Source organism: Kitasatospora sp. NPDC101155, from assembly GCF_044768305.1.
Lineage (GTDB): Bacteria > Actinomycetota > Actinomycetes > Streptomycetales > Streptomycetaceae > Kitasatospora.
Map to the genome: position 1 here is coordinate 113750 of NZ_JBIWPN010000009.1, position 25464 is coordinate 139213.

Consider the following 25464-nt stretch of genomic DNA (forward strand, 5'->3'; position numbering starts at 1 on the left):
GACCGGCGGAAGGGAACGGCATGGCGCACCTGGTCGCGGTACTGGCGCTGGAGGGCGTGATCGCCTTCGAACTCGGCATCCCCGCCCGGATCTTCGGCATCGCCAGGGACGGCGAGGGGCGGCCGTGCTACCAGGTGGCCACCTGCACGGTGGACGGCGGGCCGGTCGGCACCAGCACCGACTTCCGGATCGCGGTCGACCACGGCCCCGAACTGCTGGAGCGGGCCGACACGGTGGTGATCCCGGCCTCCCACGACGCCGGCCCGGACGGCGTCGACGCCGCCCTCACCCCCGAACTGGCCGCCGCGCTGCGCCGGATCCGGCCCGGCACCCGGCTGATGTCGATCTGCACCGGCTCGTTCCTGCTGGCCGCCGCCGGCCTGCTGGACGGCCGTCCGGCGACCACCCACTGGAGCTACACCGACCGCTTCGCCCGGATGTACCCGCAGGTGAGGCTCGACCCGGACGTGCTCTACACCGACGACGGCGACATCCTCACCTCCGGCGGGGTGGCCGCCGGGGTGGACCTGTGCCTGCACGTGGTGCGCCGTGACCACGGCAGCGCGGTGGCCAACGCGGTGGCCCGGGCCTGCCTGGTGCCGCCGTGGCGCGACGGCGGCCAGAAGCAGTACGTGGAGGCCCCGAGCCCGGTGGAGACCGGCGGCTTCAGCACCACCGCCGTCCGCGCCTGGGCGCTGGAGCACCTGGACGAGCCGCTGCCACTGCGCCAACTCGCCGACCGGGCGGGCATGAGCGTACGGACCTTCACCCGGCGCTTCCGCGAGGAGACCGGCGCCAGCCCGGGCCAGTGGATCACCACCCAGCGCACCGAGCGGGCCCGTCAGCTGCTGGAGCGCACCGACCTGACGATCGACCAGGTCGCCCGGGAGTCCGGATTCGGCACCGCCGCCTCGCTGCGACTGCAACTGCGCGGTCGCCTGGACGTGGCCCCGAGCGCCTACCGGCGCACCTTCCGGACCACCCCGGCCGAGGCCGGACCGGAGGTGCGGCGCGCATCCTGAGTGAAGCCTGGGAGAAGACTGGCGGTTGGCCTGAATTCGCCGCTCCCGCAGGGCGCCACGGACGGCGGCCGACCGCGCGCACCCCGAGCGCAGCGTGGCAGGCCGCCATCCGATCGCGACGCGCGGGCCCTGAACCCGCGCCGCGGCCTCCGCACTCGCCGAGGAAAGGCCTGCGACCGGCGGTCCACGGTCCCCCCTGCTGGCGCGATCCCCCTGGACAGCAGCACCGTGGCGGCGGACGGACATCCCCTCGGCGTCCCCTCGCAACGGAGAGCCGCACCCAAGCGTGATCATTCGGATACGTCACGTCAATGGGTAGTCCGAAATTCGGAATGGTTGCGTCACCTTTCGGCCGGTGATCGGCACCGACCGGGGACCGCACCGAAAGCCGCTATTGCGCCAAAGCCGCCCAGTCCGCACCCTCCAGCGGATCGGCCGGGCGGGCCTCCGCGCCGATCTCGCACCAGACCCGCTTGCCCGAGCCGTCCGGGTACCAGCCCCAGCGCTCGCAGAGCAGCTCGACCAGTTCCAGGCCCCGCCCGTTGGTGGCGTCCTCGTCAGCCCCGGCGTGCCGCGGGGCCGGGGCGGCCTGACTCGCGTCGGCCACCTCCACCCGCAGCGGGCCGACCGGACCGTCCTGCGCCGCGCCGCCGGCCAGCGGCAGACAGAGTCTCAGCACGGCCGGACAGCCGGTGTGCACCACGGCGTTGGTCACCAGTTCCGAGACCACCAGCACCACCGTCTCGGCGATCGGCTCGTCCGGGTCCACGCCGTGGTTCAGCAGCCGCGAGCGCACCCACCGACGGGCCCGGCCGACCTCGGCGGGGTCCGCCTGCACCGCAAGCTGTACCTGAAGAACCTGCACCGCTCCACCACCCGCACTCGCAGTTCGGCCATCGTCCCGATCGGGCCGGATCGGCCGGCGGCCCTCGCACATCGCCCGGTGCCACCCGAGGCTCACCCGGGCGCTCGCCGACCCGTCCGCCCGGCACCGACTCGTCCGCGCCAACTCGTCGGTCGCGCACCGGCCGCGACACGAATACGCCTCAGGATGGGTGGGCGGGCGGACCACAGCAAGCGCTTCGGGCATATTCCGGCGATCGGGGGACAGGGCAGTGCATACTGTCCCGTTCACTCTCGCGAGCCTCGCACCGGCACTCGTCCGACCCGGGCCGACCTGCCGGTCCTACAGGCGGGAACCTACCGCCGGACACCCCCCGCACCCCGCCCGCCACTCGCGAACCACCCGTGCGACATATGTCCAGCCGACCTCGAACGGCGCCGTCGGCGGACCGTCCCACGAGCGGACCGTCCAACCATGTGACGATCCACCGGACGTTGCCGGATTCCCTCCCACCGCGAACCGGCCACGGGATACCGTTGGGTAACGCCAGCGAACCGGGCAGGAGGGTGGTTCCCGATGGCCACCCCTGACCGCACTCCGCGCTGGGACGAGCAGTTGCAGCGGCGCCTCGCCCGCGGCGAGGAGACCGCGCTCGGCGAACTCTACGACCAGCTCTCGCCGATGGTGCACGGCCTGGCCGGGCGGGTGCTCGCCGACCAGGCGGCCGCCGCCCAGCTCACCCGGGAGATATTCGCCCACGTCTGGGAACACCCCGAGGACTTCGACCCCGCCCAGGGCTCGCTGCGCTCCTGGCTCGGCGCGCTCACCCACCGCCGCGCGGTCGAGCGGCTGCGGGCGCGGCGCGCCGCCGAGTGGACCCGGGGCGGCGGCTCCGGCGCGGCCGAGGAGGAGATCCGCACCGTGGCCACCGCCGCGCACGTGCAGTACGTGGTCGACTCCCTGCCGCAACCCCTGCGTGAGACCATCGCGGTGACGTACTACGACGGCCGCACCTACCAGGAGACGGCCCGGATGCTCGGCATCAGCGAACAGGCCGCCAAGCAGCGGATGCGGCTCGGCCTGGAACTGCTGGCCACCGAACTGGCCGACGAGCGCGCCCGCCAGGACGAGGACGGGAACAGGTGAACAACTCCGAGGAGCAGCACGACGCCCAGCGCTCGCTGCTCGGCGCCTGGGCCCTCGGCGCCTGCCCGCCGCGCGAGGCCGCCGAGTTGGAGCAGCACCTGCGCGACTGCCCGGAGTGCGCCCGGGAGGCGGCCCGGCTGCGCGACGCGGCCGGCTGGCTCTCCCTGGACGAGCCGCTGGACCAGCCAGGCTCACTGCGCCAGCAGGTGCTGGACTGGTGCCTGGCCCGCCGCCCGGCCGAACTGCCCGTCCCCGCCTGGGGGATGCCGTACACCGCGGAGACCGCCAAGCTCGACGCGCTGCTGCGCGACCTCGGTCCGGAGGAGTGGCAGGAGGTGGCCGAACTGCCGTGGCACGGCGGCACCGAGCGGCTGCGCCCGGCCGAGGTGCTGGGCCGGCTGACCGCCGTGGACGGCGTGCTGGCGCTCGCGCTCGGCCTGCCCGACCCGGTGCCGGCCACCGCGGCTGCGCCCGCGCCCGTCCCGCCCGCCGAGCGGCGGGTGCCGCCGCAGGAGACGGCCGTCCCGGCGCCGCGGGTCCCGCCCCAGGGCGGCCCGTACGCCGCGCTCACCGCGCGCGCCGCGCGGCTGCTCGCCGACCAGTCCAACCTGCCGCCGCAGTCGGTGCGCTCCAGGTGGCGGCGGCAGACCCACGACCTGGTGCGCGGTGCCGCGCTCGCCCCGCAGGGCAGCGCCCCGGTCGACCTCGGCTTCGTGGTGCTGCCGCTGCGCGACGCCTTCGTGGACCGCGCCCTGGAGTGCTACGTGCGCGGCGAGGACGTGGCCCGCGCGGTCGCCTACCCGTACGACCCGCCGGCCCCGCAGCACCTGCGGCAGATGGTGGAGCTGGTGGTCCGGCTGCTCCCCCAGGCACTGGCCGGGCTGCGCGCGGCGCGCCCCGCGCACGCCGGGGCGCCGGGTGCGTCGGCCGGGAGCCCGACGGCCGACGGCGCCGTGGGCGGCCGGCGGCTGCGGCTGGTGGTGGACGGTCCGGCGGCCGGCGAGTGGCTGGTGCCGCTGGACGGTCCGGAGGCCGGGCCGCCCGGCGGGGAGCCGGTGGCCTCGATGGTGCTGGACGGCCTGGAGCTGTGCCAGTTGGCCGCCGCGCACCGCGATCCGGACCGGCTGCCGGTGGGCGAGCACGGCGACCGGGCCGCGGTGCGCGAGGTACTGCACGCGCTGCCGCTGCTCTCGCGACCGTAGCCGGGATTACGCGAAGACGACCGTACGGGCGCCGTCCAGCAGCACGCGGTGCTCGCTGTGCCACTTGACCGCGCGGGCCAGCGCCTGGCACTCGACGTCCCGGCCGAGCGCGACCAGCTGGTCCGGGCTGACGTCGTGGGTGACCCGGGCCACCTCCTGCTCGATGATCGGGCCCTCGTCGAGGTCGGCGGTGACGTAGTGCGCGGTGGCGCCGATCAGCTTCACGCCGCGGGCGTGCGCCTGGTGGTACGGCTTGGCGCCCTTGAAGCTCGGCAGGAAGGAGTGGTGGATGTTGATCACCCGGCCGGACAGCTCGGTGCACAGCTGGTCGGAGAGCACCTGCATGTAGCGGGCCAGCACGACCAGTTCGACGTCCTCCTTGGCGACCAGGTCCAGCAGCTGCCGCTCGGCCTCGGCCTTGGTGTCCCTGGTGACCGGGATGTGGTGGAACGGGATGCCGTAGCCCTCGGTCAGGTCCCGCAGGTCGGTGTGGTTGGAGACCACCGCGGCGATCTCCACCGGCAGCGCGCCGATCCGGGTGCGGTAGAGCAGGTCGTTCAGGCAGTGCCCGAACTTGCTGACCATCAGGATGATCCGCATCCGCTGCTCGGTCGGGTGGATCTGCCAGTCCATCCCGAAGGAGGCGCCGATCGCGGCGAAGCTGGCCCGCAGTTCGTCGGCGGTGACTGGCTCGGGGGCGGAGAAGTGCACCCGCATGAAGAACAGGCCGCTGTCCCCGTTCCCGAACTGCTGGCTGTCGATGATGTTGCAGCCGGTCATGAAGAGGTAGCTGGAGACAGCGTGGACGATGCCCTGCTTGTCGGGACAGGACAGCGTGAGGACGTACTGGGCGCTGACCGGCTGCTGTTCCACTGGGGGTATCCCGTCCTGATGTCGTACGTGGGTGGATGGTCCAGCGTGTCACATCCTGGACAGTCGCCGCCCCGCTGCCCGAACTGCGGGACGGCGCTGCCCGACGGACGGCCTCAGACCTGGGTGAGGATGCGCAGCACGTCCAGCGACTTGGGCGCCGCGTCCGGGTCGTCCCCGTCACCGACGGCCAGCGCGACGTGCGCCTCCCGGGCGGCCCGGACGGTCTCCGGCCAGCCGGGGTGGCCGAGGTAGGCGGAGGCCGGGGCGTCCGCGCCGACCTCGTGCAGCATCTGCACCGCGCGCAGCACCGCGACGTCGACCAGGGCGGCCTCGGCGGAGTCGCGGAACATCGTGCCCACGTACTTCTCGGCCGACCAGCGGTCCAGCCAGGTGTCCTCGACCAGCCGGTAGACGGCGTCGGTCACGTCCCCGTACCCCTCGCGGCCGGCCAGCCAGGCCTCCTGCTGGAAGCCGGGGTCGGACAGCATGTGCAGCGCCGAGCGCAGTCGCGCTCGCCAGCGCCACCAGGGCAGGTCGTTGAGGGGCATGCCGCCCATCGTGCTGGAGCGGTGGCCCGGACGAGAAGGGTTTCGGGCAGACCTGTGCGAAGAATCTGTGCTGGCGGACATGGTGAACGATCGTACGTTCCCCCTCTGTTCGTGCTCCACTCGCGATCTACACGCGTACCTCTTCGGATTTCAGCTCCCGTTTGCCGAACGTTCGCATTTCGGCCCTCTCGGCTTGCGGCTCCGGGGCTTGGCTGGTTCCGGTGCGCCGGATGGCGCCCAGAGAGGGAAGACCGATGACCAGCCGAAGGGACTCGTTCCGGGCCCGCCCCCCGATCGCCCGACGCCGCCGCCGGCGCCCGATCGCCGCCGCGGTGACCGCCGCGGTGCTGCTCCCCGCCCTCTTCTCGGCCTCCGCGTGCGGCGGATCGGCCGACGCCTCCAGCAGTGCCGACGAGCTGACGGTGATGACCTGGGCCCCGTCCGACACCGGCTCTGCGGACCGCCCCGGCATGACCGCGCTCGCCGAGGCGATCGGCCAGGACGTCAACATCAAGGGCGGGTTAAACGGCCACCGGCTGCACGTGATCACGTGCAACGAGCACAACCGGGCGGACGGCGCCAAGGCCTGCGCCCAGCAGGCGGTGGACGCCAAGGCGGTCGCCGTGATCGGCTCCTACAGCCAGTGGGGCGACGCCTTCATGCCGCTGCTGGAGCGCGCCGGCATCCCGCTGATCGGCGGGTACGGCCTCTCCCAGCCCGAGTTCTCCAGCCCACTGTCCTACCCGGTGGACGGCGGGATGCCCGCGCTGATCGCCGGCAGCGGCCGCCAGCTGGTCGACGCCGGCTGCAAGGCCGTCTCGTTGGTCCGCCCGGACACCCCGGCCGGTGACAACCTGCTCGGCTACCTGGGCAACGCACTCAAGCCGGCCGGGATCAAGCTGCTGGACGTCAAGACGCCGGAGCAGTCCTCGGACTACACCCAGTGGGTCCGCAAGGCGATCGGCCGGGACGACCCGGGCAACTGCATCACCAGCGCCCTGGCCGCCGAGCCGACCGGCAACCTGCTGGACTCCTACCGGCGGCAGAACCCGAAGAACACCCGGATCGCCTCGGTGATCGGCAGTGTCCAGCAGTCGGTGGTCGACTCCACCGGCGGCGACTCCGGCCCGCTGTCCGGCGCGTTCGTCGCCAGCTGGTACCCGCCGGAGTCGGCCAAGGTCTGGGACGGGCTGCGCGCGGTGGTGCGCTCCGACACCACCGGCGGGCGGCCCATCGACGTCTCCGACCCCGGCGTGCAGACCACCTGGGTCGCCTACGAGGTGTTCCGGTCGGTGTCCGAGAAGCTGTCGGCGGCCGGCAAGCCGGTCACCGCGAAGTCGATCACCGCGCTGCTGGACAGCGGCGAGGGCATCGACGTGGGCCTCACCCCGCCGCTGAACTGGGGCACCACCAACATGCTGCCCAGCACCGAGTCACCGCGGCTGGTGAACACCTGGGTCACCTACCAGGTGGTCAAGAACGGCCGGATGACCCTGCAGCAGCCGGGCTTCGTCGACGTCCGCTGGGCGCTCACCGGGGGCCGTCCCCCGGCCTGACCGGCGAACCCGTCGAACGGGCGGGCCCGGCCGGGGCCGCCCGTTCGCCTTTGGGCGCTCGGGGCGGGGCGCCGCTACAGGTCGCCGTCGCCCCGGCTGGGCAGCCCGGTCTGGGTGGCGATCGCGTTCCACAGGGTCGAGGCCTGCTTCTTCGCGGTGGTCGCCGTGCCGCTGGCCTGGACGGCGTTCTTGTAGTGCTGGTTGCCGGTGTCCGGCTTCTTCGGGTCGCAGGAGGCCTGGGCGTCCGTCGCCCAGGCCGCGTACTCGTCGTCGGCCTGGGCCGAGGCCGTCCAGGCGGCGTTGAGCTGGTCGATCAGCTGCTGGCCGCCGGGCAGCTTGTCGGTCTTCAGCTGGCCGAGCTTGGTCTGCAGCTCGCGCCGCTTGCCGGCCGCGGCGGCCAGGGCCTGCTGCGAGTCCGGGAGCTTGTCGCACTTCTGCACCGAGGCGACCGCGGAGACCACCGAGCTGCGGCTGTCGCTCGCCGTGCCCAGCAGGTCCGACAGCGGCTGCGCCTGGGCCTTGACCTCCGGGTCGACCGCCGCGCCGGAGCCGCTCGCGCTCGCCGTGCCGGGCGCGGTGCTGTTGCCGGTGGCGGCGACCGGGGTGGTCTTCTGGGCGCCCTTGGTGTCGTTCCCGCCGCCGCTCATCAGCACGGCGACCAGCACGCCGGCCGCCGCGCAGCCCGCCACCACACCGCCGATGATCAGCTTGCCGGACGGGCGGCCGCCGCGGGCGGAGCCGCCGACCTGGGTGGCGTCCGGGTCCGGCCCGTAGTTGTTCTGGCCGTAGGCCTCCTGGCCGTAGCCCTGCGCGGGATACACCGGCTGCTGCGGCTGCGGCGCGTAGCCCTGGTAACCGGGCCCGGCCTGCGGCGGGATGCCGTAACCGGGCTGCTGCACCGGGTAGCCGCCCTGCGGGTCGCCCGCCGGGTACGGCGGCAGGTGCTGGGTCTCCGGGGCATCGGGATGCGGAACGCCGTAACCCGGCTGCGGCGCGGCGCCCCACGGGGGCTGCTGGCCCGGCATGGCCTGGGTCGGCATCGCGTGCGCGCCCTCGCCGAGGTACTCCGGCTGCCCGGACGGCTGCCCGACCGGCGGCACGGCCGTGGGGCCCTGCGGATGGCCCGGCTGGCCCTGGGGCTGGCCGGGCTCCGGACGGAACAGATCGTCCAGGTTGAAGTCACCCGAGTTGGGGTACGACCGGCGCTGGCTCAACGCGATTCCTCACCTGGGCCGGACCGCGGGCTGACGGCGGACCACATCTCGTCGGTTCTTGGGAGCATCACAGTTCCTTGGACGTCGCGCCCACGCTACCGGTTCGCCTCACCGGGTGACCACGTGGGCGGGACAATCCCACACGCTCCCTGCACAGACGATCCCAGGACCCGTCCCGCCGTCCGACGGGCCCCAGGACAGGCCCTAGGCCGCCTCCGCGTCCGCCCGGGCGTGGAACTCGCGCACCACCCGCTGCTCCCGGTAGGGCTCCAGCCGGCGCCGGAACTCGTCCAGGTACTCCACGCCCCGGTTGGAGCGCAGCCCGCTGAGCAGCCGCACCGCCTGGGTGCCCGTCTCGCAGGCGCGCTCCAGGTCGCGCTGCTGGAGCTGGGCGGTGGCGAGGAGCACCAGGTCCACCGCCCGGCGGCGGACCCGGGTCGGCGGGTGCAGGTCGAGCGCCCGGCGGGCGTAGTGCTCGGCCTGGCCGGCCTGTTCCAGGTCCCGGTGGCAGTGGGCGAGTTCGTCGGCGAGGTAGGCGTCGTCGAAGTGGGCGATCCAGTCCGGGTCGTCCTCCGCGCGGCGCTTCTCCATCATCTCCAGCGCCTTGGCCGACACCGCCTCGCAGGAACGGGCGTCGCCGAGCAGGGCGTGGCCGCGGGCCTCGGCGGCGTAGAACATCGCCATCGCCGTCGGAGTGGCGACCGTCCGGGCGCCCTCCTGGGCCGCGCGGGCCAGCTGGGCGATCTCCCGCGGGTTGCCGAGGGTGGCCGCCAGGTGGCTCATCGAGGCGGCCAGCACGTAGCCGCCGTAGCCCCGGTCGTCGGCGGCCTGGGCCAGCCGCAGGGCCTGGATGTAGTAGCGCTGGGCCAGCCCGGGCTGCCCGGTGTCCACGGCCATGTAGCCGGCCAGCTCGGTCAGCCGGGCCACCGCGGCGAAGAGCTGGCGACCGGTCTCCTCCCGGTAGGCGCCGCCGAGCAGGCCGGAGACCACCGAGTTGAGGTAGTGCACGACCACCGGGCGGACGTGCCCGCTGCCGAAGCGGTGGTCCAGGTCGACCAGCATCGCGGTGGTGGCCTTGATCGCGGCCACGTCGGTCGGGCCGACCCGGGGTCCGCCGCTGCGCGCCACCACCGGGTCGGGCGGGGTGATCAGCCAGTCCCGGCTGGGCTCCACCAGGGCCGAGGCGGCGACCGTCGCCCCGGTCAGGAAGTCCCGCCGGCCGACGTCACTGCGCCACAGCTCGCACACCTGCTCCAGGGCCGCGTTCAGGGTCGGCGCGAACTGCAGCCCGATGCCGGAGCTGAGGTTCTTGCCGTCGGCCATGCCGATCTCCTCGACCGACACGCTGCGGCCGAGCTTGCGGCCCAGGGCCTCGGCGATCACGGCCGGCGCCTGCCCGCGCGGCTGCTGCCCGCGCAGCCAGCGGGCCACGGAGGTCTTGTCGTAACGCAGGTCCAGTCCGTGCTCCGCGCCGCACAGGTTGACCCTGCGCGCCAGGCCGGCGTTGGAGCAGCTGGCCTCCTGGATCAGTTGCTGCAGACGCTCGTTGGGCTGTCGTGCGACGAGTGGTCTCGCGGCCATTGGGCTTCGCCTCCCCACACCCTCCGGTCCCGGCCGGCGGGCGACGATTCTGCTGATCTGTTGCCGACTGTCCGACCGTCCAAGGAATCTGACACAAGGTTAGCGATCAGCAACGCCAGCGGGATACCCACGGTGACGAACCGCACCCCCCGCGCGCCCTGGGAAATGCTTCCGTGCGCCCCCGCTGCGCCTGCCTCCGCCCGCCCCAACTCGCTTGAGTCACCGGTTCGGGTGACATTGCCGGGATGCGCCCGACCGGGCCACGCCGGGCCGTAACCAGCCTCACACACGGTAGTTGAGCAGCGCGTGGAAGACATCCCCGACGCCCCCGGCCAGGACAAGAACGCCGGCCTGCCCCCGATGCTGATCGAAGCCGTCGGCTACGCCGAGAACCGCCACTGGGAGGTGGCCCCGGGCGCCTGGCTGATCGACGGCGACGGACCCGCCCACTGCTCCTGCGGCGACCCCCGCTGCGCGCTGCCGGGTGCCCACCCGCTGGACGCGGACTGGGCCCGCAAGGCGAGCGCCGGGCCGGGCGCGGTGCGCCGCTGGTGGACCGAACGGCCCAAGGCCTCGATCCTGCTGCCCACCGGCCGGTCCTTCGACGTCCTGGACGTCCCGGAGACCGCCGGGTGCCTGGCGCTGGCCCGGATGGAGCGGATGGACCTCCAGCTCGGCCCGGTCGTGGTGCTGCCCGCCGCGCCCGACCGGGTGGGGCGGCGACTGCACTTCCTGGTGCTGCCCGGGGTCGCGGCCAAGCTGCCGGAGATGCTTCGCAAGCTGGGCTGGCCGCCCGGACGGCTGGACCTGGTCGCCCGCGGCGAGGGGGACTGGACGGTCGCCCCGCCGTCCCGGATCGGCTCCACCGGCTACGCCCAGTGGGCCCGCTCCCCCTCCGCGCTCAACCGCTGGCTGCCGGACGCCGCCGAGCTGATCAGCCCGCTCGCCTACGCGTGCGGCCGCGAGGCGCCCGCGCAGCACGCCCAGGCCGCCCAGCCGGCCGGCGTCTGACCCCCGGATCCTGCCGCCCCGCGCCCGATCGGGTGAGGGCGTGCACCGCGCGACACCACGCGCACGAGTGACGGGCCTTGTCTCCCACCGGAGGCGGGGCCCGTCACACGCATGCGCGGATAAGACCCGGATCTACCCGCTGATCAAGCGAAGAAGCCCCTCGTACGAGTGACAGCGCTCAAGGATTGCCATGATCGGCCGAGGGGAGGAATTGCGGTGTGAGGGGACGCCGGAAGGGTCGCTCGGACGGGGAAGCCGGGCGAGGCGGTGGAGGGGAACCGGGAGGGACGGGAGGGAACGGAGGGGACCGGGAGGGAGCCGGGGAGGACGGGAAGGGCCCGCTGCACGGGGAGCAGCGGGCCCTGATCGTTCGTACCGGCCGTTGTCGTTTCCTGTCGGCCGCTGCCGTCCGTGCCGGTCGTTCCGGCCGGACGGACGGGTCAGGCCGGCCGGGTCAGGCCTGGGCGACGAACACGTGCTGGGCGATGTCCTTGCCCAGCTCCGCCGCGGTGTCCCCGGTGCCGACCAGTACACCGGCCGCACCGGTGCTCACCTTCACCGTGGAGCCCGGCCGAACGCCGGCCCGGCGCAGGGTGCTCATCAGCTCGCTGTCGGTCTGGATCGGCTCGCCGATCCGGCGGACCACCACGCTGGCCCCCGCGGCACCCGGCTTGACGGTGTCCAGCGGGACGAGCGCGGCGTCGAAGCCCTCGCCCTCGGCCTTGGCGTCGCCCAGCTCGTCCAGGCCCGGGATCGGGTTGCCGTACGGGGACTGGGTCGGGTGGCCGAGCATGGCGAGCACCTTGCGCTCGACCGTCTCGCTCATCACGTGCTCCCAGCGGCAGGCCTCTTCGTGCACCTGCTCCCACTCCAGGCCGATCACGTCGACCAGCAGGCACTCGGCGATGCGGTGCTTGCGCATGACGCGCACCGCGAGTCGGCGGCCCTCCTCGGTGAGTTCGAGGTGGCGGTCCCCCGCGACCTGGAGCAGGCCGTCGCGCTCCATCCGGCCGACCGTCTGGCTGACCGTGGGGCCGCTCTGCTCCAGGCGCTCGGCGATCCGGGCGCGCATCGGGACGATGCCCTCTTCCTCCAGTTCCAGGATGGTGCGAAGGTACATCTCAGTGGTGTCGATCAGCCCAGACATCGCCGCTGGCTCCGTTCTTCGGTGTCCTCACCGCCAATTCTGACGTACCGCACCGACAAGCGGGCCCGCCCAGGGGCTTCCGGTACCGGTTTTCGTTCCTGTTGACAGCTGTGCTGCCGGGGCGCGACCGTGCTCGCCGTAGCTTTCTCCACTGGCGGTCTGGACCACCCCGGCCGCCCCACCGGCCGGCGCCCCCACCGGCAGAGAGCGGAGGCAACCGATGAACGACCTGGTCGGCAGGTACTTCGACGCCGCGATCGATCACCTGCGGCGGGTCCGCGAGGAGGAGGCCGACGCCATCGAGGCGGCCGCCGCCCTGCTGGCGGAGGCGATCTCCGCGGGCCGCCGGGTGTTCACCTTCGGCGCCGGGCACTCCTCGCTGCCGGCCCAGGACGTGGTCTACCGGGCCGGCGGGCTGGTCCCGATGAACCTGCTGAACGTGCCCGGGATGGCCGGGGTGACGACGATGCCCGCGCCGCTGGCCTCCGCCCTGGAACGGGTCCCCGGGCTGGCCACCGCCACCCTGGACCTCACCCCGGCGACCGCCGGGGACCTGCTGTTCCTGATCTCGCTGTCCGGCCGTCAGGTGATGCCGGTCGAGCTGGCCCGCCACGCCCGGGACCGCGGACTGAAGGTGATCGGGCTGACCTCGCTGGCCTACCCGGGCAAGGTGCCCTCCGCGCACCCCTCCGGCAGCTACCTGAAGGACCATTGCGACGTGGTGCTGGACAGCAAGGTGGCGGTCGGCGACGGCGAGCTGACCCACCCGGGCGCCGAGACCTCCTTCGGCCCGGTCTCCACCATCGTGACCAGCGCGCTGATGCAGGCCGTGGTCGCCTCCGCGGTCGGCCGGCTGGCCGACCGGGCCGCCGCCGGGGACGCCCCCGCCCCGCCGCTGTTCCGCTCCGGCAACGTCCCGGGCGGCACCGAGTGGAACGCCGAGCAGATGGCCGAGAACGCCGAGCGCATCCTCTACACCTACTGACGCACGCCGGGGGCCGATCCCGGCCCACGCTGGGTGCCGGGCCGAACACGGGGCGTATCGGACAAACCACCGGGGCTTCCCGGCCAATGCGGGCGGCCCCGCGGCCCGTGAGGCGTACCGGGAAGCCGCCCGGGGCAGGAGAGGCGGTGCGACCGGAGCGACGGGTGGGGGCCGAACATGGCGTCTGGTGCGGGACGGACCGGGTGGGTGCGCGAGCGCGAGCTGCTGCCCGAGTTCTTCTGGGCCGCCGACACGGCCTCCCTGCGGGGCCAGCGCCGCGCGGTGCTGCTCTCCGCCTGGGAGCTGCTCCTGCTGCTGGTCGCCGCGGCGACCGGCTCGGCCGACGGCGAGCCCTGGGCCTGGCCGGCGGCCGCGGCCTACCTGGGCGCGATGGCACTGGCCGTGGTGATCAGCCGGCAGAACCCGCAGGGCCTCTGGTACGAGGGCCGGGCCGCCGCCGAGTCGGTGAAGACGCTGGCCTGGAAGTTCGCCGTCCGGGCCGACGCCTACCAGCCGCCGCCGCGCAGCCTGCCGGACGCCGAGGGCCTGTACCGCTTCCAGCTCGACCGGGTGCTCGGCGCCTTCCGGGACAGCCCGGTCGCCGTGCCGGGTCCGGGGGCGGAGCACGCCGGGATCACCGAGGCCATGCGCGACCTGCGCGACCAGCCGCTGGCGGTGCGCCGCGAGGTGTACCTGAACGAGCGAATCCAGGTGCAGCAGGACTGGTACCGCACCAAGGCCCGCTACTGCGCCCGGGCCGGGCACTGGGCGGGCGTGCTGGGCGTACTGCTGCCGGCGCTGGGCCTGGTGCTGGCGGTGCTGCGGGCGCTCGGCGCTTACACCTACGACGCGCTGGGCACGGTCTCCGCGGTGGCCGCCTCGGTCACCGCCTGGGCGCAGCTGCGCCAGTACCGCCCCCTGGCCGCCGCGTACGGGCTGGCGGCCGACGAGCTGGAGCTGATCCGCTTCCAACTCGCCCAACTGGACCTTGAGTCGGTGGACGCCGAGGAGATCTGGGCCCGGCTGGCCCGGGACGCCGAGGACGCGGTGTCCCGCGAGCACACCACCTGGCAGGCCCGCCGGGAGGTGCGCACCACCACCGACCGGGAGCACTGAGGAGGAACGCGTGGCGTTACGGATGGTCAAAACGGCGGACGGTCGCGCCCTTGCCGTCGAGTCCCTCGGCGACCCGCGCGGCCGTCCGGTGTTCCTGCTCCACGGCATGCCCGGCAGCCGGGTCGGCCCGCACCCGCGCAGCACCGTGCTGTACCGGCTGGGGGTGCGGCTGATCTCCTACGACCGGCCCGGCTACGGCGACTCCACCCGGCTGTTCAACCGCCGGGTGGCCCACGCGGCGGCCGATGTCCGCACCATCGCCGACGAGTTGGGGCTGGGCGGCTTCGCGGTGCTCGGCCGCTCCGGCGGCGGCCCGCACGCCCTGGCCTGCGCGGCCCTGCTGCCGGAGCGGGTGAGCCGGGTCGCGGTCCTGGTGGGCCTCGCGCCACGCGACGCGACCGGCCTGGACTGGTACGCCGGGATGACCCCGTCCAACATCCGCGCCTACCGGGAGGCGGAGCGCGGGCACAGCCGGATCGCGGACTCGATGGAGTTCCGCTCGCGGCAGATCAAGGACGACCCGGTCCGGCTGCTGAAGGGGCTGCGCACCGAACTCTCCCCCGCCGACCGGGAGGTGGTGGCGGACAGCGGGCTGCGGCAGATGCTGCAGAGCAACTACCGGGAGGCGTTCCGGCACGGCGCGGACGGCTGGATCGACGACGTGCTGGCCTTCACCGCCGACTGGGGGTTCGAGGTCGGGTCGATCCGGGTGCCGACCTGGCTGTGGCACGGCGCGGACGACCAGTTCTCGCCGGTCGACCACTCCCGCTGGCTGGGCGACCACATCCCGGGCTCCGAACTGTTCCTGGAGCCCGGGGCCGCGCACTTCGGGGCGTTCCGGGTGATGACCACCGCCCTGGCGTGGGCGGCCGGCTAGGACCAGGGCTTGGCTAGACCTTCACCGGGGTCAAGGGTTCGCCCCCGCCCAGTACGGCCACGATGTTGTCCACCGCGAGGCCGCCCATCGCCTGCCGGGTGCGGACGGTGGCGCTGCCCAGGTGCGGGGCCAGCACCGCGCGCTCCTGCGCGAGCAGGGCGGCCGGGACGTCCGGCTCGTGCTCGAAGTTGTCGACGGCGGCGGCGAACAGCGCCCCGGACTCCAGCGCGGCGGCGAGGGCCTCCTCGTCCACCACGCCGGCGGTCATGCTGACCACCACCGCGCCACGCGGCAGCATCGCCAGCCGGCGGGCGTCCAGCAGGTGCCGGGTCTCCTCGGTGCACGGGCAGGTGACGACCAGCACGGTGGAGGTGGCGAGCAACTCCTCCAGCGGCTTCCACTCGGCGCCCTCGGCCTGCTCCGGCGGCAGTTCGCGGCGGTTGTGGTAGCTCACCGGCATGTCGAAGGCACGGGCCCGGCGGGCCACCGCCTGCCCGATCCGGCCCATGCCGAGCACGCCCAGCGGGGTGCCGGCCAGCTCCAGGCCGAGCAGGAAGTTCGGCCCCCAGGTCCAGGGGGTGCCCGAGCGCAGCAGGCGCTCGCCCTCGCCGAGCCGGCGGGTGGCGGCCAGCAGCAGCGCCCAGGTCGTCTCGGCGGTGGCGGTGGTGAGCACCCCGGGGGTGTTGGTGACGTGCACGCCGCGCTCGGCGCAGGCGGCCAGGTCGATGTTGTGGAAGCCCACCGCGTGATTGGCGACGATCTCCAGCTGAGGGCCCGCCGCCTCCAGGAACTCCGCGTCCACCCGGTCGTTCAGGGTGGTGAGCACGGCCCGGCGGCCGCGGACGGCGTCGAGCAGCTCGGCCCGGTCCATCTGCACGTCGGTGTCGCGGAAGGTGACGGCGTACCGGGCAGTGAGCCGTTCGATGACGCCGGGCGCGAGGCGCCGGGTGACCAGAACCGGGGGCGGGGTGTCACTCATGGTTCGGCAGCGTACCCCGCCCCCTCGTGGTCACACCGGCTGCGGCTCCAGGTCGCGGTTGATCCGCTTCCAGCCGCGCGCCGACACCGTGTTGGGGTGCTCCTCGCCGAGCTGCCGGATCAGCTCGGCGATCGCCCGTGCGCGCCGCTCGGCGGCCTCGGTGTGCCGGCCGGCCGCCCGCAGGGTGATCGCCAGGTTGGCCTCGCAGGCCACCGCGTCCGGGTGCTGCGGCGAGTAGCGCTCGCACAGGCCCCGGTAGGCGGCCCGGCCGAGCTCCTCGGCGAGCTCTATCCGCCCGTCGTCGCCGTAGGCGTTGGCCAGGTTGATCACCGCGTTGAGGGTGTACGGGTGCTCCGCCCCGACCGAGCGGGTCAGCCCCTCGACGGTGAGCCGGCCGCGCTCGATGGCGCCGAGGACGTCGCCGCTGCCGCGCAGGTAGATGCCCAGGTTGTTGGCGCAGGCCAGGGTGAATGGGTGCTCGTCGCCGAACAGCCGCCGGTGGCCCTCGAACACGGTGGAGCAGAGGTCCCGGGCGGCCTCCTTGTCGCCGGAGGCGCTGTGGTCGGCGGCCAGGTTGAGCGCGCAGGCCAGCGCGTCGGGGGCGTCGGCGCCGTAGCGCTCCAGGTAGCGCTCGTAGGTCTCCTTGGTGATCCGGCGAGCCTCGGCGAGCTGGCCGATCCGGCGCAGCGAGACCGCCAGCGACTTGGCGTTGCGCAGGTTCTCGGGCAGGTCCGGGTCGAGCACGTCGCCGAGGTCGGAGGTGACCTCCTGGAGCAGGTCCACCGAGCCACGGTAGTCGCCGAGTTCGCGCAGGTCGCGGGCCAGGTTGGACTTGGTGGACAGGGTGTAGGGGTGCTTGGGGCCGAGCACGGCGGTGCGCCGGTCCAGGGTCTCCTGGTCGAGTTCGCGGGCGGCCTCGCTGTTGCCGACCAGCCGGTAGTCGATCGCCAGGTTGTTCGCCATGGAGAGCGTGCGCGGGTTGTCGTCGCCGAACAACTCCCGGAACTGCTCCAGGATCTCCTGGTCCAGGTCCAGTGCGGCCTGGAACCGGCCGAGCGCCCGGCGGTCGGCGCCGAGCGAGCCGGCCGTCATCAGGGTGTACGGGTGGTGCTCGCCGAGCAGCGCCCGCTGGCGCTCCAGGGTGGCTTCGTCCAGGGCCAGCGCCTCGGCGTAATTGCCTTGGGAGCGCAGCACGTTGGCGAGCTGGAAGCGCAGCAACAGGGTCTGCCGGTCGTCCTCGCCGAGCTTGCTGGTCCACTCCGCGTCCAGCGCGTGGCCCAGGTCGCGGGCACGGTCCAGCTCCCCGCGCTTCCACAGGTAGCGGACCCGGTCGATGAGCAGCTGGCGGGTGTCCGCCTCGTCGCAGTTGTGCGCCTTGGACGGCGACAGGTGCGGCCAGATCTCGTCGAAGGCGGGCCAGTTGGCCGGGTCGTCGGTGTCGCCGAGGACGGGCCGGGCGCCGGTGAGGATGCGGTGCACCTCGTGGACGGCGATCTCCTGCTCGTCGTCGCTCATCCCGGCCCGGATCACCGCCTGGACGAGTCGGTGCACCTGGAAGCTGTTGCTGCCGGCGTCGACCTTGGCCAGCGCGTACCGGCCGATCGCCTGGATCACCTTGCCCAGCATGAACTTGTCGCTGAGGTCGGCGTCGAACTTCACCAGCGCCCGGATCATCTGGTCGCTGTAGAAGAGGTTCATCGAGATCGGCTCGGGTGCGAAGAAGGCGCACAGCTGCAGCAGCCGCACCGCCGCCGGGGACTGCTGGCGCAGCCGCCCGATCGAGACGTTCCAGGTCGCGGCGACCGGGGTCGGGTAGTCGGTGGGGTGGTCGACGGCGAGGGCGCGGGCGGCCTCGGCGTGCAGCTGGGCGACGTAGGTCTCCACCGGGGTGCCGGTGGTGTCCAGCCAGGCGGCGGCCACCTCGACGGCCAGCGGCAGGTCGCCGACGGCCTCGGCGACCCGGTCGGCGTCCGCCCGGGAGAGGCTGCGGGCGCGCCGGCACAGGTGCTCGACGCTCTCGCCGCGGGTGAAGACGTCGACCTCCAGCGCCTCGGCGTGCCCGGTCCAGGCCTGGTTGCGGGAGGTGACCAGGATGTGGCCGGAGCCGCCGGGGAAGAACCGGCGGATCTCGGCGGGCTCGTCGGCGTTGTCGAAGATCAGCAGCCAGCGCGAGGTGGGCACGCCGCGACGCAGCGCCTCCCGCGCGGCCTCGGCGGCCTCGGTGACCGAGTCGCCGACCCGCAGGCCCAGCCGACGGGCGAGTTCGGCCAGCGCCGGGGCGACCAGCTCGGTCTGCTCGGCGTCGATCCACCACACCAGGTCGTAGTCGGACATGAAGCGGTGGGCGTACTCCAGCGCCACCTGGGTCTTGCCGACGCCGCCGAGCCCGTACAGGGTCTGCGGGGTGGGCAGTACGGCAGCCATGCCGCCGCGCAGCTGGTTGCGCAGCTGCTCCAGGACGGCGGCGCGGCCGGTGAAGGAGGGGTTGCGCGGCGGGACGTCCCACACCGAGGGCTTGCTGCCGGGGAAGCGCGGCCCGCCGCTGGGGGCGTCGTCGAGCGCGACGTCGCCGCGGCCGAGCGCCCGCAGCAGGCTCTGGATCGACTGTGTCTCGTCGCGGCCGACCAGGTCCACCGGGTTGCGGTTGCTGAACGGCGCGGTGAGCCGGACGTCGCCGACCCGGACGGGCAGCAGCTGGCGCCGGGTGCCGGAGGGGTCGGAGCTGACCACCGACTCCCACAGCGCCCGCGCCTGCGGGGAGCGCTGGTAGGCGGGCGAGAGCACGGCGACCGTGCGGTAGGCGGAGTCGATGCCGCGCTCGGTCTCCTCGCGCGGGTCGGTGCCGGCGCTGAGGTCGCGCGGCAGCACCCGGAAGCCGGCCCTGGTCAGGATCGACTCGATCCAGTCCGCCCACATCCGGTCCTCGGGCACGTAGGACAGGTAGAGGTCGGCGGGGACGGACGGGCGGCGGCGGGTGAAGGCGTCCACGTAGCGCAGCCGCACCTCCTCGTCCATCGACGGCAGGCCGGTGACCCGCCCCTCGGTGATCATGGAGGTGAGCCGCTCGCAGGCGGCCAGCATCGAGGTGGGGGTGCCGGTCTGGTCGCCGAAGGTGGCGAGGATCTCCTCGTAGGCGTAGAACGGCCGGTACGGGATCTCCACCGAGCCCCAGTACTGGGCGAGTTCGTCGCCGCCCAGGCCGGACGGCAGGCCGTCGAAGCGGACCCGGGCGAGGGCGCGGCCGGCGTCCGCCTTCTCCTTCTCGCCCTCGTCGATGCGCATCGGGACGGGCAGGATGCGGATGCCGCGCTCGCGGTAGCGGTCGTGGATGTGCTGGGCGATCCGGGAGGCGCCGTCGATGGACTGGTCGCTGAGGGTGAAGCAGACCACCAGGTCGTCGGGCATCTGCACGGTGCAGATCTCGGCGATGTCGGACAGGCCGGTGCGGGAGTCGATCAGCACGTAGTCGTAGCGCTTGGCCATGTCGGCCTTGAGGGCGTCGAAGAACTGCCCGCCGTCGAAGCGGTCGTAGAAGATGTCCCAGTCGAGGTGGGTGACGGCCTCGGAGTAGTCCCGGTTGAACTGGCCGGCGGAGAGGAAGTCCAGGCTGCCACCGGAGGGGAAGTGCGGCCAGGAGAGCGAGAGCGCGTGCGGGTGCACCCGCGCGAAGTCCAGGTGCCAGCCCTCGGCGTGCTCGACCGGGCGCAGCGCCTCCTCGCGGTACTCGGCGATCAGGTCCATCATCCCGGTGGTGCCGGCCAGGGAGGCCGGGTCGAGGAAGGGGTGGAAGAACTTGGCCAGGCCGGGCGCTTCCAGGTCCCAGTCCACGGTGAGCACGCGGAATCCGTTGGCCGCCAGGATCCAGGCGGTGTTGGCGAGGGCCATGGTGCGGCCGGTGCCGCCCTTGTACGAGTAGAAGGTGATGATCCGGCCGTTGCGGTCCTGCCCGGCCGCCTCGCGCTGGGCGGCGAGTTCGGCGGCGGTGAGGCCGCCGAGGCGGAGGTTCCTGGTGCGGTTCTCGCTCATCGTGGTCCTCCCAAGGGCGCCATCCCGTCATCGGGGTCATCGCCGTTGTCACGGTCGGTGCGGTCGTTGCGGTCGTCGCGGTCGGGGTCGTGCGGGTCCGGGCCGAAGGAGTCGACCCGGTGACCGCCTTCTTCGAAGCCGTTCGGGCCGTTCGGGCCGTTCGGGCCGTTCGATCCGTGCGGACTCGGCCCGCGCCGGAAGGCCTCCCGCAGACTCGGCCGGGGCGCCGGGGGCTCCTCCGGCTCGGCTCTGGTGCGGCCCTCGAAGGCGTACTTGGCCTTCATCGCCGCCCGGGGCAGCGCGTCGTCGAAGTCCTCCAGGGTGTTCAGCCCGGTCGGGCCGGTCACCCCGAGGAAGCTGGGGCGGCCGGCGCGTCGGGTCTTGCGCAGGGTCTGGTCGGACAACCCGCTGAACTCGCCGTCCCGTTCGAGACACTCCCGGTCGTCGGTGTTCCACGGCTCCAGCACGCTCACCCAGGTGGCGTCGGAGCGGTCGAAACGGCGGACCAGTTCGCGCCGGCGCGGGTCGCGCAGCGCCCACCGGTCCAGCAGCAGTAGTCCGGGGGCCTCGGCGTTGCCCTCGATGATGGACTCGACCTCGTCGTCGAACTCGTGCACGGTCGGCTGGAACCCCAACTGCCGGGCCAGGCGCACGGCGTGCTGCGCGATGGGTGATCCGGCCGGGCGGTAGGGGTGCCAGTCGGTGCGCCGGGCGCCGTAGAAGTCGGGGTTGCGGTCCTGCGGCAACTCGCCCTGGTGATAGGTGAGTACGGAGATCCGCAGCTGCTTGGTCGGGGCGGACACGTCGAAAGCGCTGGGCAGCCCGTTGAATTCCAGCCGCCGCCCGACCGGGATCACCGTCTCCTCCGCCACCTGCACGATCCGCGCCGCCAGTCGGTGCACGGCCAGCTCGTAGGCGGCGCGGAAGTAGCTGAGCTTCATCAGCGCGTACAGGCCCTCGGTGGCGTAGTCGGGCCCGAAACTCGCGTGGTTGAACTGCAGTTCACTGGCCACCCCAGGCAGCCGGTAGCGGCTCATCGGCGCCCACAGCACCGGGACGATGCCGCTGGTGCGCTCCGCGTCGATGGTCGCCGGATAGACCGGACGACGGGTGAAGGCGTGCCACTCCTGGCCACACGGCACGCTGCTGAAGTACCGGGGCGAGTACAGCGGTACGAACACCCGGCAGGTCGCCAACTCCTCCGACAGCCGGTCGGCCCACAACTCGCCCTGGTGCATGGACTCGTCCATGAACCCGACCGGCACCCCGGCCGGGACGGTGGTGAGTTGCAGCACCGCCTCGCACAGGTCCCGGTACAGCTGCCTGACCCAGTGGTTCGGGTCACCGGCTCCGCGCGCACCGGACTTGGGGGTGTGCGCGTAGGAGAGGAAGAAGTACGGCCGGGCGTCGTCCTCGTCCCAGCCACGGTCAGTCACACGTGCCTCCCCCGGGCCCGTCGGCAACCTGGTTCCCGCAGCCCCCGTGCGGCGGGGTCTCAGTGTAGGAACGACTGACACCCCAATGGAATAGCACAACGACCCGCACGAATTGACATGACCGAAACGATGCCGCTGCGCCGCTCCCTGAGCAGTACCCTCGTTTCGGCCATCGCGAAACGATCAGGGGAGGCACCCGTGGACCAGCTCAACTGGCAGAGGTCGAGCTTCAGCGGCGAACAGACCAACTGCCTCGAAATCGCCTCCGAGGGCGAGTTCGTCTACATCCGCGAGTCCGACAACCCCACCCACATCGTCACCACCACCCGCACCAAGCTCAACGCCTGGATCCTGGGCGCCAAGGACGGCGAGTTCGACCACTTCGTCGGCCTGTGACCCCTCACCGCCGGTACCGGGCGGCCAGCGTCCGGACCGTCTCGGCGATGCGGTCGCGGAGTTCGGCCGGTTCGAGGACCTCGACGTCGGCGCCGAGGCGCAGGAACTCCCCGTGGGCGTGGTCGATGGATTCGATGGGCACCCGGGCCTCCGTCCAGCCGCCGCTCGCGGGTGCCACCCCGAGTCGGCGCGCGCCCTCCGGGGTGAGGCGCACCAGCGCCTCCCCGGTGTGCAGCCGGGCGCGGAAGCCGTCCAGGTAGGCCTGCCAGTAGGCGGCCAGCCCGAAACCGTCCGGAACGGCGAATTCCTCGGCCAGTTCCCGCAGTTCGATCACCTGGTCGACCCGGTAGGTGCGTATCCCGGACGGCCCGCCGGCGACCAGGTACCAGCGGCCCGCCTTGAGCACCAGCCCGTACGGCTCCACCCGCCGCTCGATCTCCTCCGGCGCCCGCCACCGCCGGTACCGCAGCACCACCGCCCGCCGAACCCACACCGCCGAGGCGACCGCGGCCAGGTGCGGGGTCTCGTCCGCCTCTCCGTACCAGCCGGGGGCGTCGAGCAGGAAGCGCTCCTGGATCCGCCCGGCGTGCTCGCGCAGCTCGGCCGGGAGAGCGGCCCGCAGCTTGAGCTGGGCGGTGGCGAGCGCCTCGCCCAGGCCGAGTTCGGCGGCCGTGCCCGGGAGCGCGGCGAGGAAGGCGGCCTGCGCCTCGTCGGCCGTCAGCCCGGTGAGGCGGGTCCGGTAGCCGTCGACCAGCCGGTAGCCGCCCGCGTGCCCGGCCTCGCCGTACAGCGGGATCCCGGCGCCTGCGAGCGCCTCGACGTCCCGGTAGACCGTACGGGCCGAGACCTCCAGCTCCTCGGCCAGCTGATGGGCGGTCATCCGGCCCCGGTTCTGGAGCAGCAGGAGCAGGTTGACCAGTCGGCTCGCGCGCATGCCGCCCAGTATCCCGATATCCACTGACAGTGGATGTCAGTGGAGCGTCCCTAGCCTCCACCCCATGAACGACTTCGACTTCCTGCACGGCTCCTGGGACGTGGCCAACCGCCGCCTCACCGCACCGCTCACCGGCGGCGGCACCTGGGAGGAGTTCCCCGGCCACTCGGTCATCCGGCCCCTGTTCGGGGGTGCGGGCAACATCGACGAGATCGTCTTCCCCACCCTCGACCGCCGGGGCGTGACCCTGCGACTGTTCGACCGCGCTACGGAGCAGTGGTCGATCCACTGGTCCGACAGCCGGACGGGACAGCTCGACCCCCCGGTGACCGGCGGATTCACCGGCGACCGCGGTGACTTCTACGGCGATGACACCCTCGACGGCCGCCCGATCCGGGTGCACTTCACCTGGTACCAGCTCGGCCCGGACACGGCCCGCTGGGAGCAGGAGTTCTCGGCCGACGAGGGCCGGACCTGGGAACACAACTGGACCATGGACTTCACCCGCACCGGTCCGGCCTTCAGCGGGCTGGGCGGCGCATGAGCCTCGTCGTCGAACTGCGCCAGTACACCCTGCACCAAGGCGCCCGGGAGACCCTGATCGAGCTCTTCGAGCGCGAGTTCGTGACCGGCCAGCAGGCGGTGGGCATCACCGTCGGCGGCCGGTTCCGCGACCTCGACCACCCGGACCGCTTCGTCTGGCTGCGTGCCTTCCCCTCGATGCCCGAGCGCCGCCGCGCACTGGAGGCGTTCTACGGCGGCCCGGTCTGGCGGGCGCACCGCGACGCGGCCAACGCCACCATGGTCGACAGCGACGACGTCCTGCTGCTGCGCGGCCCCGGCTTCGCGCTTCCTTTGGGCGGTCGCGAGGTGCTCGCAACCATCTGCCACCCCGACGCAGCCACCTTCGCCGCCTACGCCGCCCGGCATCTGGGCCCGGAGCACGCGCTGCACCGCACCGAGCACGCCGAGAACGACTTCCCCCAACTCCCCGTCCGCACCGGCGAGGACGTCCGCGTCTGGTTCGGCCCCACCGAGCCACCGCCCTGGCCCTACCAACGGCTCCGGTTGGAGCCCGTGACGCCGTAACCACCGCGCTTCCACGGACGTCAGGGGCCGACGAGCTCCGCGAGCTCGTCGGCCGACTCGGGGGTCAGCCGGTAGAACCCCTGGAGGCTGACGAAGCGTTCGAGGCGGCCGTCCACCACGTACTTCAGCCCGCGGGTCTGGTTCCGGCGGTTGCGCCAGGTGAGCCGCCCGAGGAGCTCGCCCGGTATCGGGCGGTCGAGACGCACGGGCGTCGCGTCCACGTGGACGACATCGGCGCCGCAGCCGCCCGCGCCGAGCATCCGCCAGTCGTCGTGTCCGGGGTACGAGGGGTCCTGCCACGTGGAGCTCACGCGCGCCTGGACACCGTTCTATTGGAACAGCCGCACAGCTCGTACTTCTTGGGAGACCCTGAGGACGTGGCAGCATTCCGACGGAAGTTCGAGCGGATCAGAGGACTGGCACTTCCTCCCCTGCATGCCGCCACGCGCTCTCCGTCAGCAACCCAGCGCGACTCGCTGGGCTTGATCCAGCACGTTCGTTACAAGCTCCAGGGAAGATAGCCATGAGCCAACTCAACTGGCAGAAATCGAGCTTCAGCGGCGACAAGGCCGACTGTCCGACGACCCCACTCACATAGTCACCACTACCCGCGCCAAGCTCAACGCCTGGATCAACGGCGCCAAGGCCGGCGAGTTCGACCACTTCGTCGCCTGACCTCCTCCCGTGCCCCGGCCCGCCGCCGGGGCACGGGGATATCCGGTGGCATGCCCGACTTCAGGCGGCGAAGATCGCGAGATGCCTGTCTTCCTTGAGACCGAGCGGCTCGTGCTGCGCCCGTTCACCGACGCCGACGCCGACCACCTCTTCGCCCTGGACAACGATCCCGAGGTGATGCGGTTCATCAACGGCGGTGAGCCGACCAGCCGGGAGACGGTCGAGACGAGGATCCTGCCGCGCCTCCTCCACGACTACCCCTGCTTCGGCACCCGTGGCTTCTGGGCCGCCGAGGAGAAGGCCACCGGCGTCTTCCTCGGCTGGTTCGAGTTCCGCCCCCTCGACGAGCACAGCCCCGCCGTCGTGGAGCTCGGGTACCGCCTGAACCAGGCGTCCTGGGGCAAGGGCTACGCCACCGAGGGGTCGCGGGAGCTGATCGACAAGGGCTTCACCGACCTCGGGGTGGAGCGGGTCACCGCGAACACCATGGCCGTCAACACCCGGTCCCGGCGCGTGATGGAGAAGTCCGGGCTGTCGTTCCTCCGGAACTTCACCGGCGACTGGCCGGACGCGATCCCCGGCTCCGAGCACGGCGAGGTCGAGTACGCGCTCACCCGGTCCGACTGGCAGCGGCGCCGGTAGCCGTCACCCGCCGGACGGCCTTCGCCCGTGCGACCGGACCGGTGCATCCCCTGGCCGGATCGGCCGTCGGGCGGGCCGCTCTCGTCCCGGGTTGGTCCGACTGGTCGGATCTGCCGGTGGGTCGCGTCGGGACGTTCCGGGCGGCGGCAGAGGCGAGGTTATGAA

At 73.0% G+C, this 25464-nt stretch carries 23 protein-coding genes; 12 read left to right on the forward strand and 11 right to left on the reverse strand.

The window, feature by feature from the left end:
• Window positions 1–20 precede the first annotated feature (20 nt).
• The gene (locus ACIRYZ_RS16020; protein WP_402944276.1) at window positions 21–1022 is read left to right on the forward strand and encodes a GlxA family transcriptional regulator; all 1002 of its coding nucleotides are present in this window, start codon (window positions 21–23) and stop codon (window positions 1020–1022) included.
• A 391-nt stretch (window positions 1023–1413) separates the two neighbouring features.
• Here ACIRYZ_RS16020 and ACIRYZ_RS16025 read toward each other — a convergent pair whose 3' ends face one another.
• A complete protein-coding gene (locus tag ACIRYZ_RS16025; RefSeq protein ID WP_402944279.1) occupies window positions 1414–1887 on the reverse strand; it encodes an ATP-binding protein in 474 nt (157 codons plus the stop codon).
• Window positions 1888–2442: 555 nt separating this feature from the next.
• On the opposite strand from ACIRYZ_RS16025, the gene ACIRYZ_RS16030 reads away from it, so the two are divergent.
• On the forward strand, window positions 2443–3012 hold the full coding sequence (locus ACIRYZ_RS16030) for a sigma-70 family RNA polymerase sigma factor (protein WP_402944282.1): 570 nt from the start codon (window positions 2443–2445) through the stop codon (window positions 3010–3012).
• Window positions 3009–4214 carry a zf-HC2 domain-containing protein gene (locus ACIRYZ_RS16035; RefSeq protein ID WP_402944284.1) on the forward strand — a complete coding sequence of 402 codons (1206 nt, stop codon included), beginning with the start codon at window positions 3009–3011 and terminating at the stop codon, window positions 4212–4214. The genes ACIRYZ_RS16030 and ACIRYZ_RS16035 overlap by 4 nt, the downstream gene beginning before the upstream one ends.
• A gap of 6 nt (window positions 4215–4220) precedes the next feature.
• On the opposite strand, the gene purU is transcribed toward ACIRYZ_RS16035, so the two are convergent.
• Together purU and ACIRYZ_RS16045 are read right to left on the reverse strand one after the other, a co-directional pair.
• Window positions 4221–5087, reverse strand: coding sequence for a formyltetrahydrofolate deformylase (gene purU, locus ACIRYZ_RS16040; RefSeq protein WP_402944287.1), 867 nt, complete (start codon window positions 5085–5087; stop codon window positions 4221–4223).
• Between the two features lie 113 nt (window positions 5088–5200).
• Window positions 5201–5716 carry a hypothetical protein gene (locus ACIRYZ_RS16045; protein ID WP_402944290.1) on the reverse strand — a complete coding sequence of 172 codons (516 nt, stop codon included), beginning with the start codon at window positions 5714–5716 and terminating at the stop codon, window positions 5201–5203.
• A 173-nt stretch (window positions 5717–5889) separates the two neighbouring features.
• Here ACIRYZ_RS16045 and ACIRYZ_RS16050 point away from each other — a divergent pair, with 173 nt between their 5' ends.
• The gene (locus tag ACIRYZ_RS16050) at window positions 5890–7191 is read left to right on the forward strand and encodes an ABC transporter substrate-binding protein (protein WP_402944293.1); all 1302 of its coding nucleotides are present in this window, start codon (window positions 5890–5892) and stop codon (window positions 7189–7191) included.
• 74 nt (window positions 7192–7265) lie between these two features.
• On the opposite strand, the gene ACIRYZ_RS16055 is transcribed toward ACIRYZ_RS16050, so the two are convergent.
• Together ACIRYZ_RS16055 and ACIRYZ_RS16060 are read right to left on the reverse strand one after the other, a co-directional pair.
• On the reverse strand, window positions 7266–8405 hold the full coding sequence (locus ACIRYZ_RS16055) for a hypothetical protein (protein ID WP_402944295.1): 1140 nt from the start codon (window positions 8403–8405) through the stop codon (window positions 7266–7268).
• A 204-nt stretch (window positions 8406–8609) separates the two neighbouring features.
• A complete protein-coding gene (locus ACIRYZ_RS16060) occupies window positions 8610–9986 on the reverse strand; it encodes a transcriptional regulator (protein WP_380611218.1) in 1377 nt (458 codons plus the stop codon).
• A gap of 360 nt (window positions 9987–10346) precedes the next feature.
• On the opposite strand from ACIRYZ_RS16060, the gene ACIRYZ_RS16065 reads away from it, so the two are divergent.
• Window positions 10347–10997 carry a bifunctional DNA primase/polymerase gene (locus ACIRYZ_RS16065; protein ID WP_402944628.1) on the forward strand — a complete coding sequence of 217 codons (651 nt, stop codon included), beginning with the start codon at window positions 10347–10349 and terminating at the stop codon, window positions 10995–10997.
• A 454-nt stretch (window positions 10998–11451) separates the two neighbouring features.
• On the opposite strand, the gene ACIRYZ_RS16070 is transcribed toward ACIRYZ_RS16065, so the two are convergent.
• A complete protein-coding gene (locus ACIRYZ_RS16070; RefSeq protein ID WP_402944298.1) occupies window positions 11452–12144 on the reverse strand; it encodes a metal-dependent transcriptional regulator in 693 nt (230 codons plus the stop codon).
• A 220-nt stretch (window positions 12145–12364) separates the two neighbouring features.
• Here ACIRYZ_RS16070 and ACIRYZ_RS16075 point away from each other — a divergent pair, with 220 nt between their 5' ends.
• The 3 genes from ACIRYZ_RS16075 (at window position 12365) to ACIRYZ_RS16085 (ending at window position 15122) form a co-directional block, all read left to right on the forward strand.
• Window positions 12365–13129 carry a sugar isomerase domain-containing protein gene (locus ACIRYZ_RS16075; RefSeq protein ID WP_402944301.1) on the forward strand — a complete coding sequence of 255 codons (765 nt, stop codon included), beginning with the start codon at window positions 12365–12367 and terminating at the stop codon, window positions 13127–13129.
• A gap of 207 nt (window positions 13130–13336) precedes the next feature.
• Window positions 13337–14245 (forward strand): DUF4231 domain-containing protein, encoded by a 909-nt coding sequence (locus tag ACIRYZ_RS16080; protein ID WP_402944304.1) that lies wholly within the window; start codon window positions 13337–13339, stop codon window positions 14243–14245.
• A gap of 22 nt (window positions 14246–14267) precedes the next feature.
• On the forward strand, window positions 14268–15122 hold the full coding sequence (locus ACIRYZ_RS16085) for an alpha/beta fold hydrolase (RefSeq protein ID WP_393033860.1): 855 nt from the start codon (window positions 14268–14270) through the stop codon (window positions 15120–15122).
• A gap of 13 nt (window positions 15123–15135) precedes the next feature.
• Here ACIRYZ_RS16085 and ACIRYZ_RS16090 read toward each other — a convergent pair whose 3' ends face one another.
• Genes ACIRYZ_RS16090 through ACIRYZ_RS16100 form a run of 3 tightly spaced genes read right to left on the reverse strand, consistent with a single transcriptional unit; the run spans window position 15136 to window position 21563 of the window.
• Window positions 15136–16101, reverse strand: coding sequence for a 2-hydroxyacid dehydrogenase (locus ACIRYZ_RS16090; RefSeq protein WP_402944306.1), 966 nt, complete (start codon window positions 16099–16101; stop codon window positions 15136–15138).
• Window positions 16102–16131: 30 nt separating this feature from the next.
• Window positions 16132–20127 carry an FxSxx-COOH system tetratricopeptide repeat protein gene (gene fxsT / locus ACIRYZ_RS16095; RefSeq protein ID WP_402944309.1) on the reverse strand — a complete coding sequence of 1332 codons (3996 nt, stop codon included), beginning with the start codon at window positions 20125–20127 and terminating at the stop codon, window positions 16132–16134.
• Window positions 20124–21563, reverse strand: a complete 1440-nt coding sequence (locus ACIRYZ_RS16100; protein WP_402944312.1) for a TIR-like protein FxsC — start codon at window positions 21561–21563, stop codon at window positions 20124–20126. Before ACIRYZ_RS16100 ends, fxsT begins: the two co-directional genes overlap by 4 nt.
• A gap of 198 nt (window positions 21564–21761) precedes the next feature.
• Between ACIRYZ_RS16100 and ACIRYZ_RS16105 the strand changes: the two genes are divergently transcribed.
• Window positions 21762–21959, forward strand: coding sequence for a DUF397 domain-containing protein (locus ACIRYZ_RS16105; protein ID WP_402944314.1), 198 nt, complete (start codon window positions 21762–21764; stop codon window positions 21957–21959).
• A 4-nt stretch (window positions 21960–21963) separates the two neighbouring features.
• Here the strand turns inward: ACIRYZ_RS16105 and ACIRYZ_RS16110 are convergent, their stop codons facing one another.
• Window positions 21964–22893 carry a helix-turn-helix transcriptional regulator gene (locus ACIRYZ_RS16110; protein WP_402944315.1) on the reverse strand — a complete coding sequence of 310 codons (930 nt, stop codon included), beginning with the start codon at window positions 22891–22893 and terminating at the stop codon, window positions 21964–21966.
• A gap of 64 nt (window positions 22894–22957) precedes the next feature.
• On the opposite strand from ACIRYZ_RS16110, the gene ACIRYZ_RS16115 reads away from it, so the two are divergent.
• On the forward strand, window positions 22958–23437 hold the full coding sequence (locus tag ACIRYZ_RS16115) for a hypothetical protein (RefSeq protein WP_402944318.1): 480 nt from the start codon (window positions 22958–22960) through the stop codon (window positions 23435–23437).
• On the forward strand, window positions 23434–23982 hold the full coding sequence (locus ACIRYZ_RS16120) for an NIPSNAP family protein (protein ID WP_402944321.1): 549 nt from the start codon (window positions 23434–23436) through the stop codon (window positions 23980–23982). Before ACIRYZ_RS16115 ends, ACIRYZ_RS16120 begins: the two co-directional genes overlap by 4 nt.
• A gap of 20 nt (window positions 23983–24002) precedes the next feature.
• Here the strand turns inward: ACIRYZ_RS16120 and ACIRYZ_RS16125 are convergent, their stop codons facing one another.
• Entirely contained in the window at window positions 24003–24293 is a 291-nt protein-coding gene (locus ACIRYZ_RS16125) for a hypothetical protein (RefSeq protein ID WP_402944324.1), read from the reverse strand.
• A gap of 445 nt (window positions 24294–24738) precedes the next feature.
• On the opposite strand from ACIRYZ_RS16125, the gene ACIRYZ_RS16130 reads away from it, so the two are divergent.
• Window positions 24739–25299 carry a GNAT family N-acetyltransferase gene (locus ACIRYZ_RS16130; RefSeq protein ID WP_402944327.1) on the forward strand — a complete coding sequence of 187 codons (561 nt, stop codon included), beginning with the start codon at window positions 24739–24741 and terminating at the stop codon, window positions 25297–25299.
• Window positions 25300–25464 lie beyond the last annotated feature (165 nt).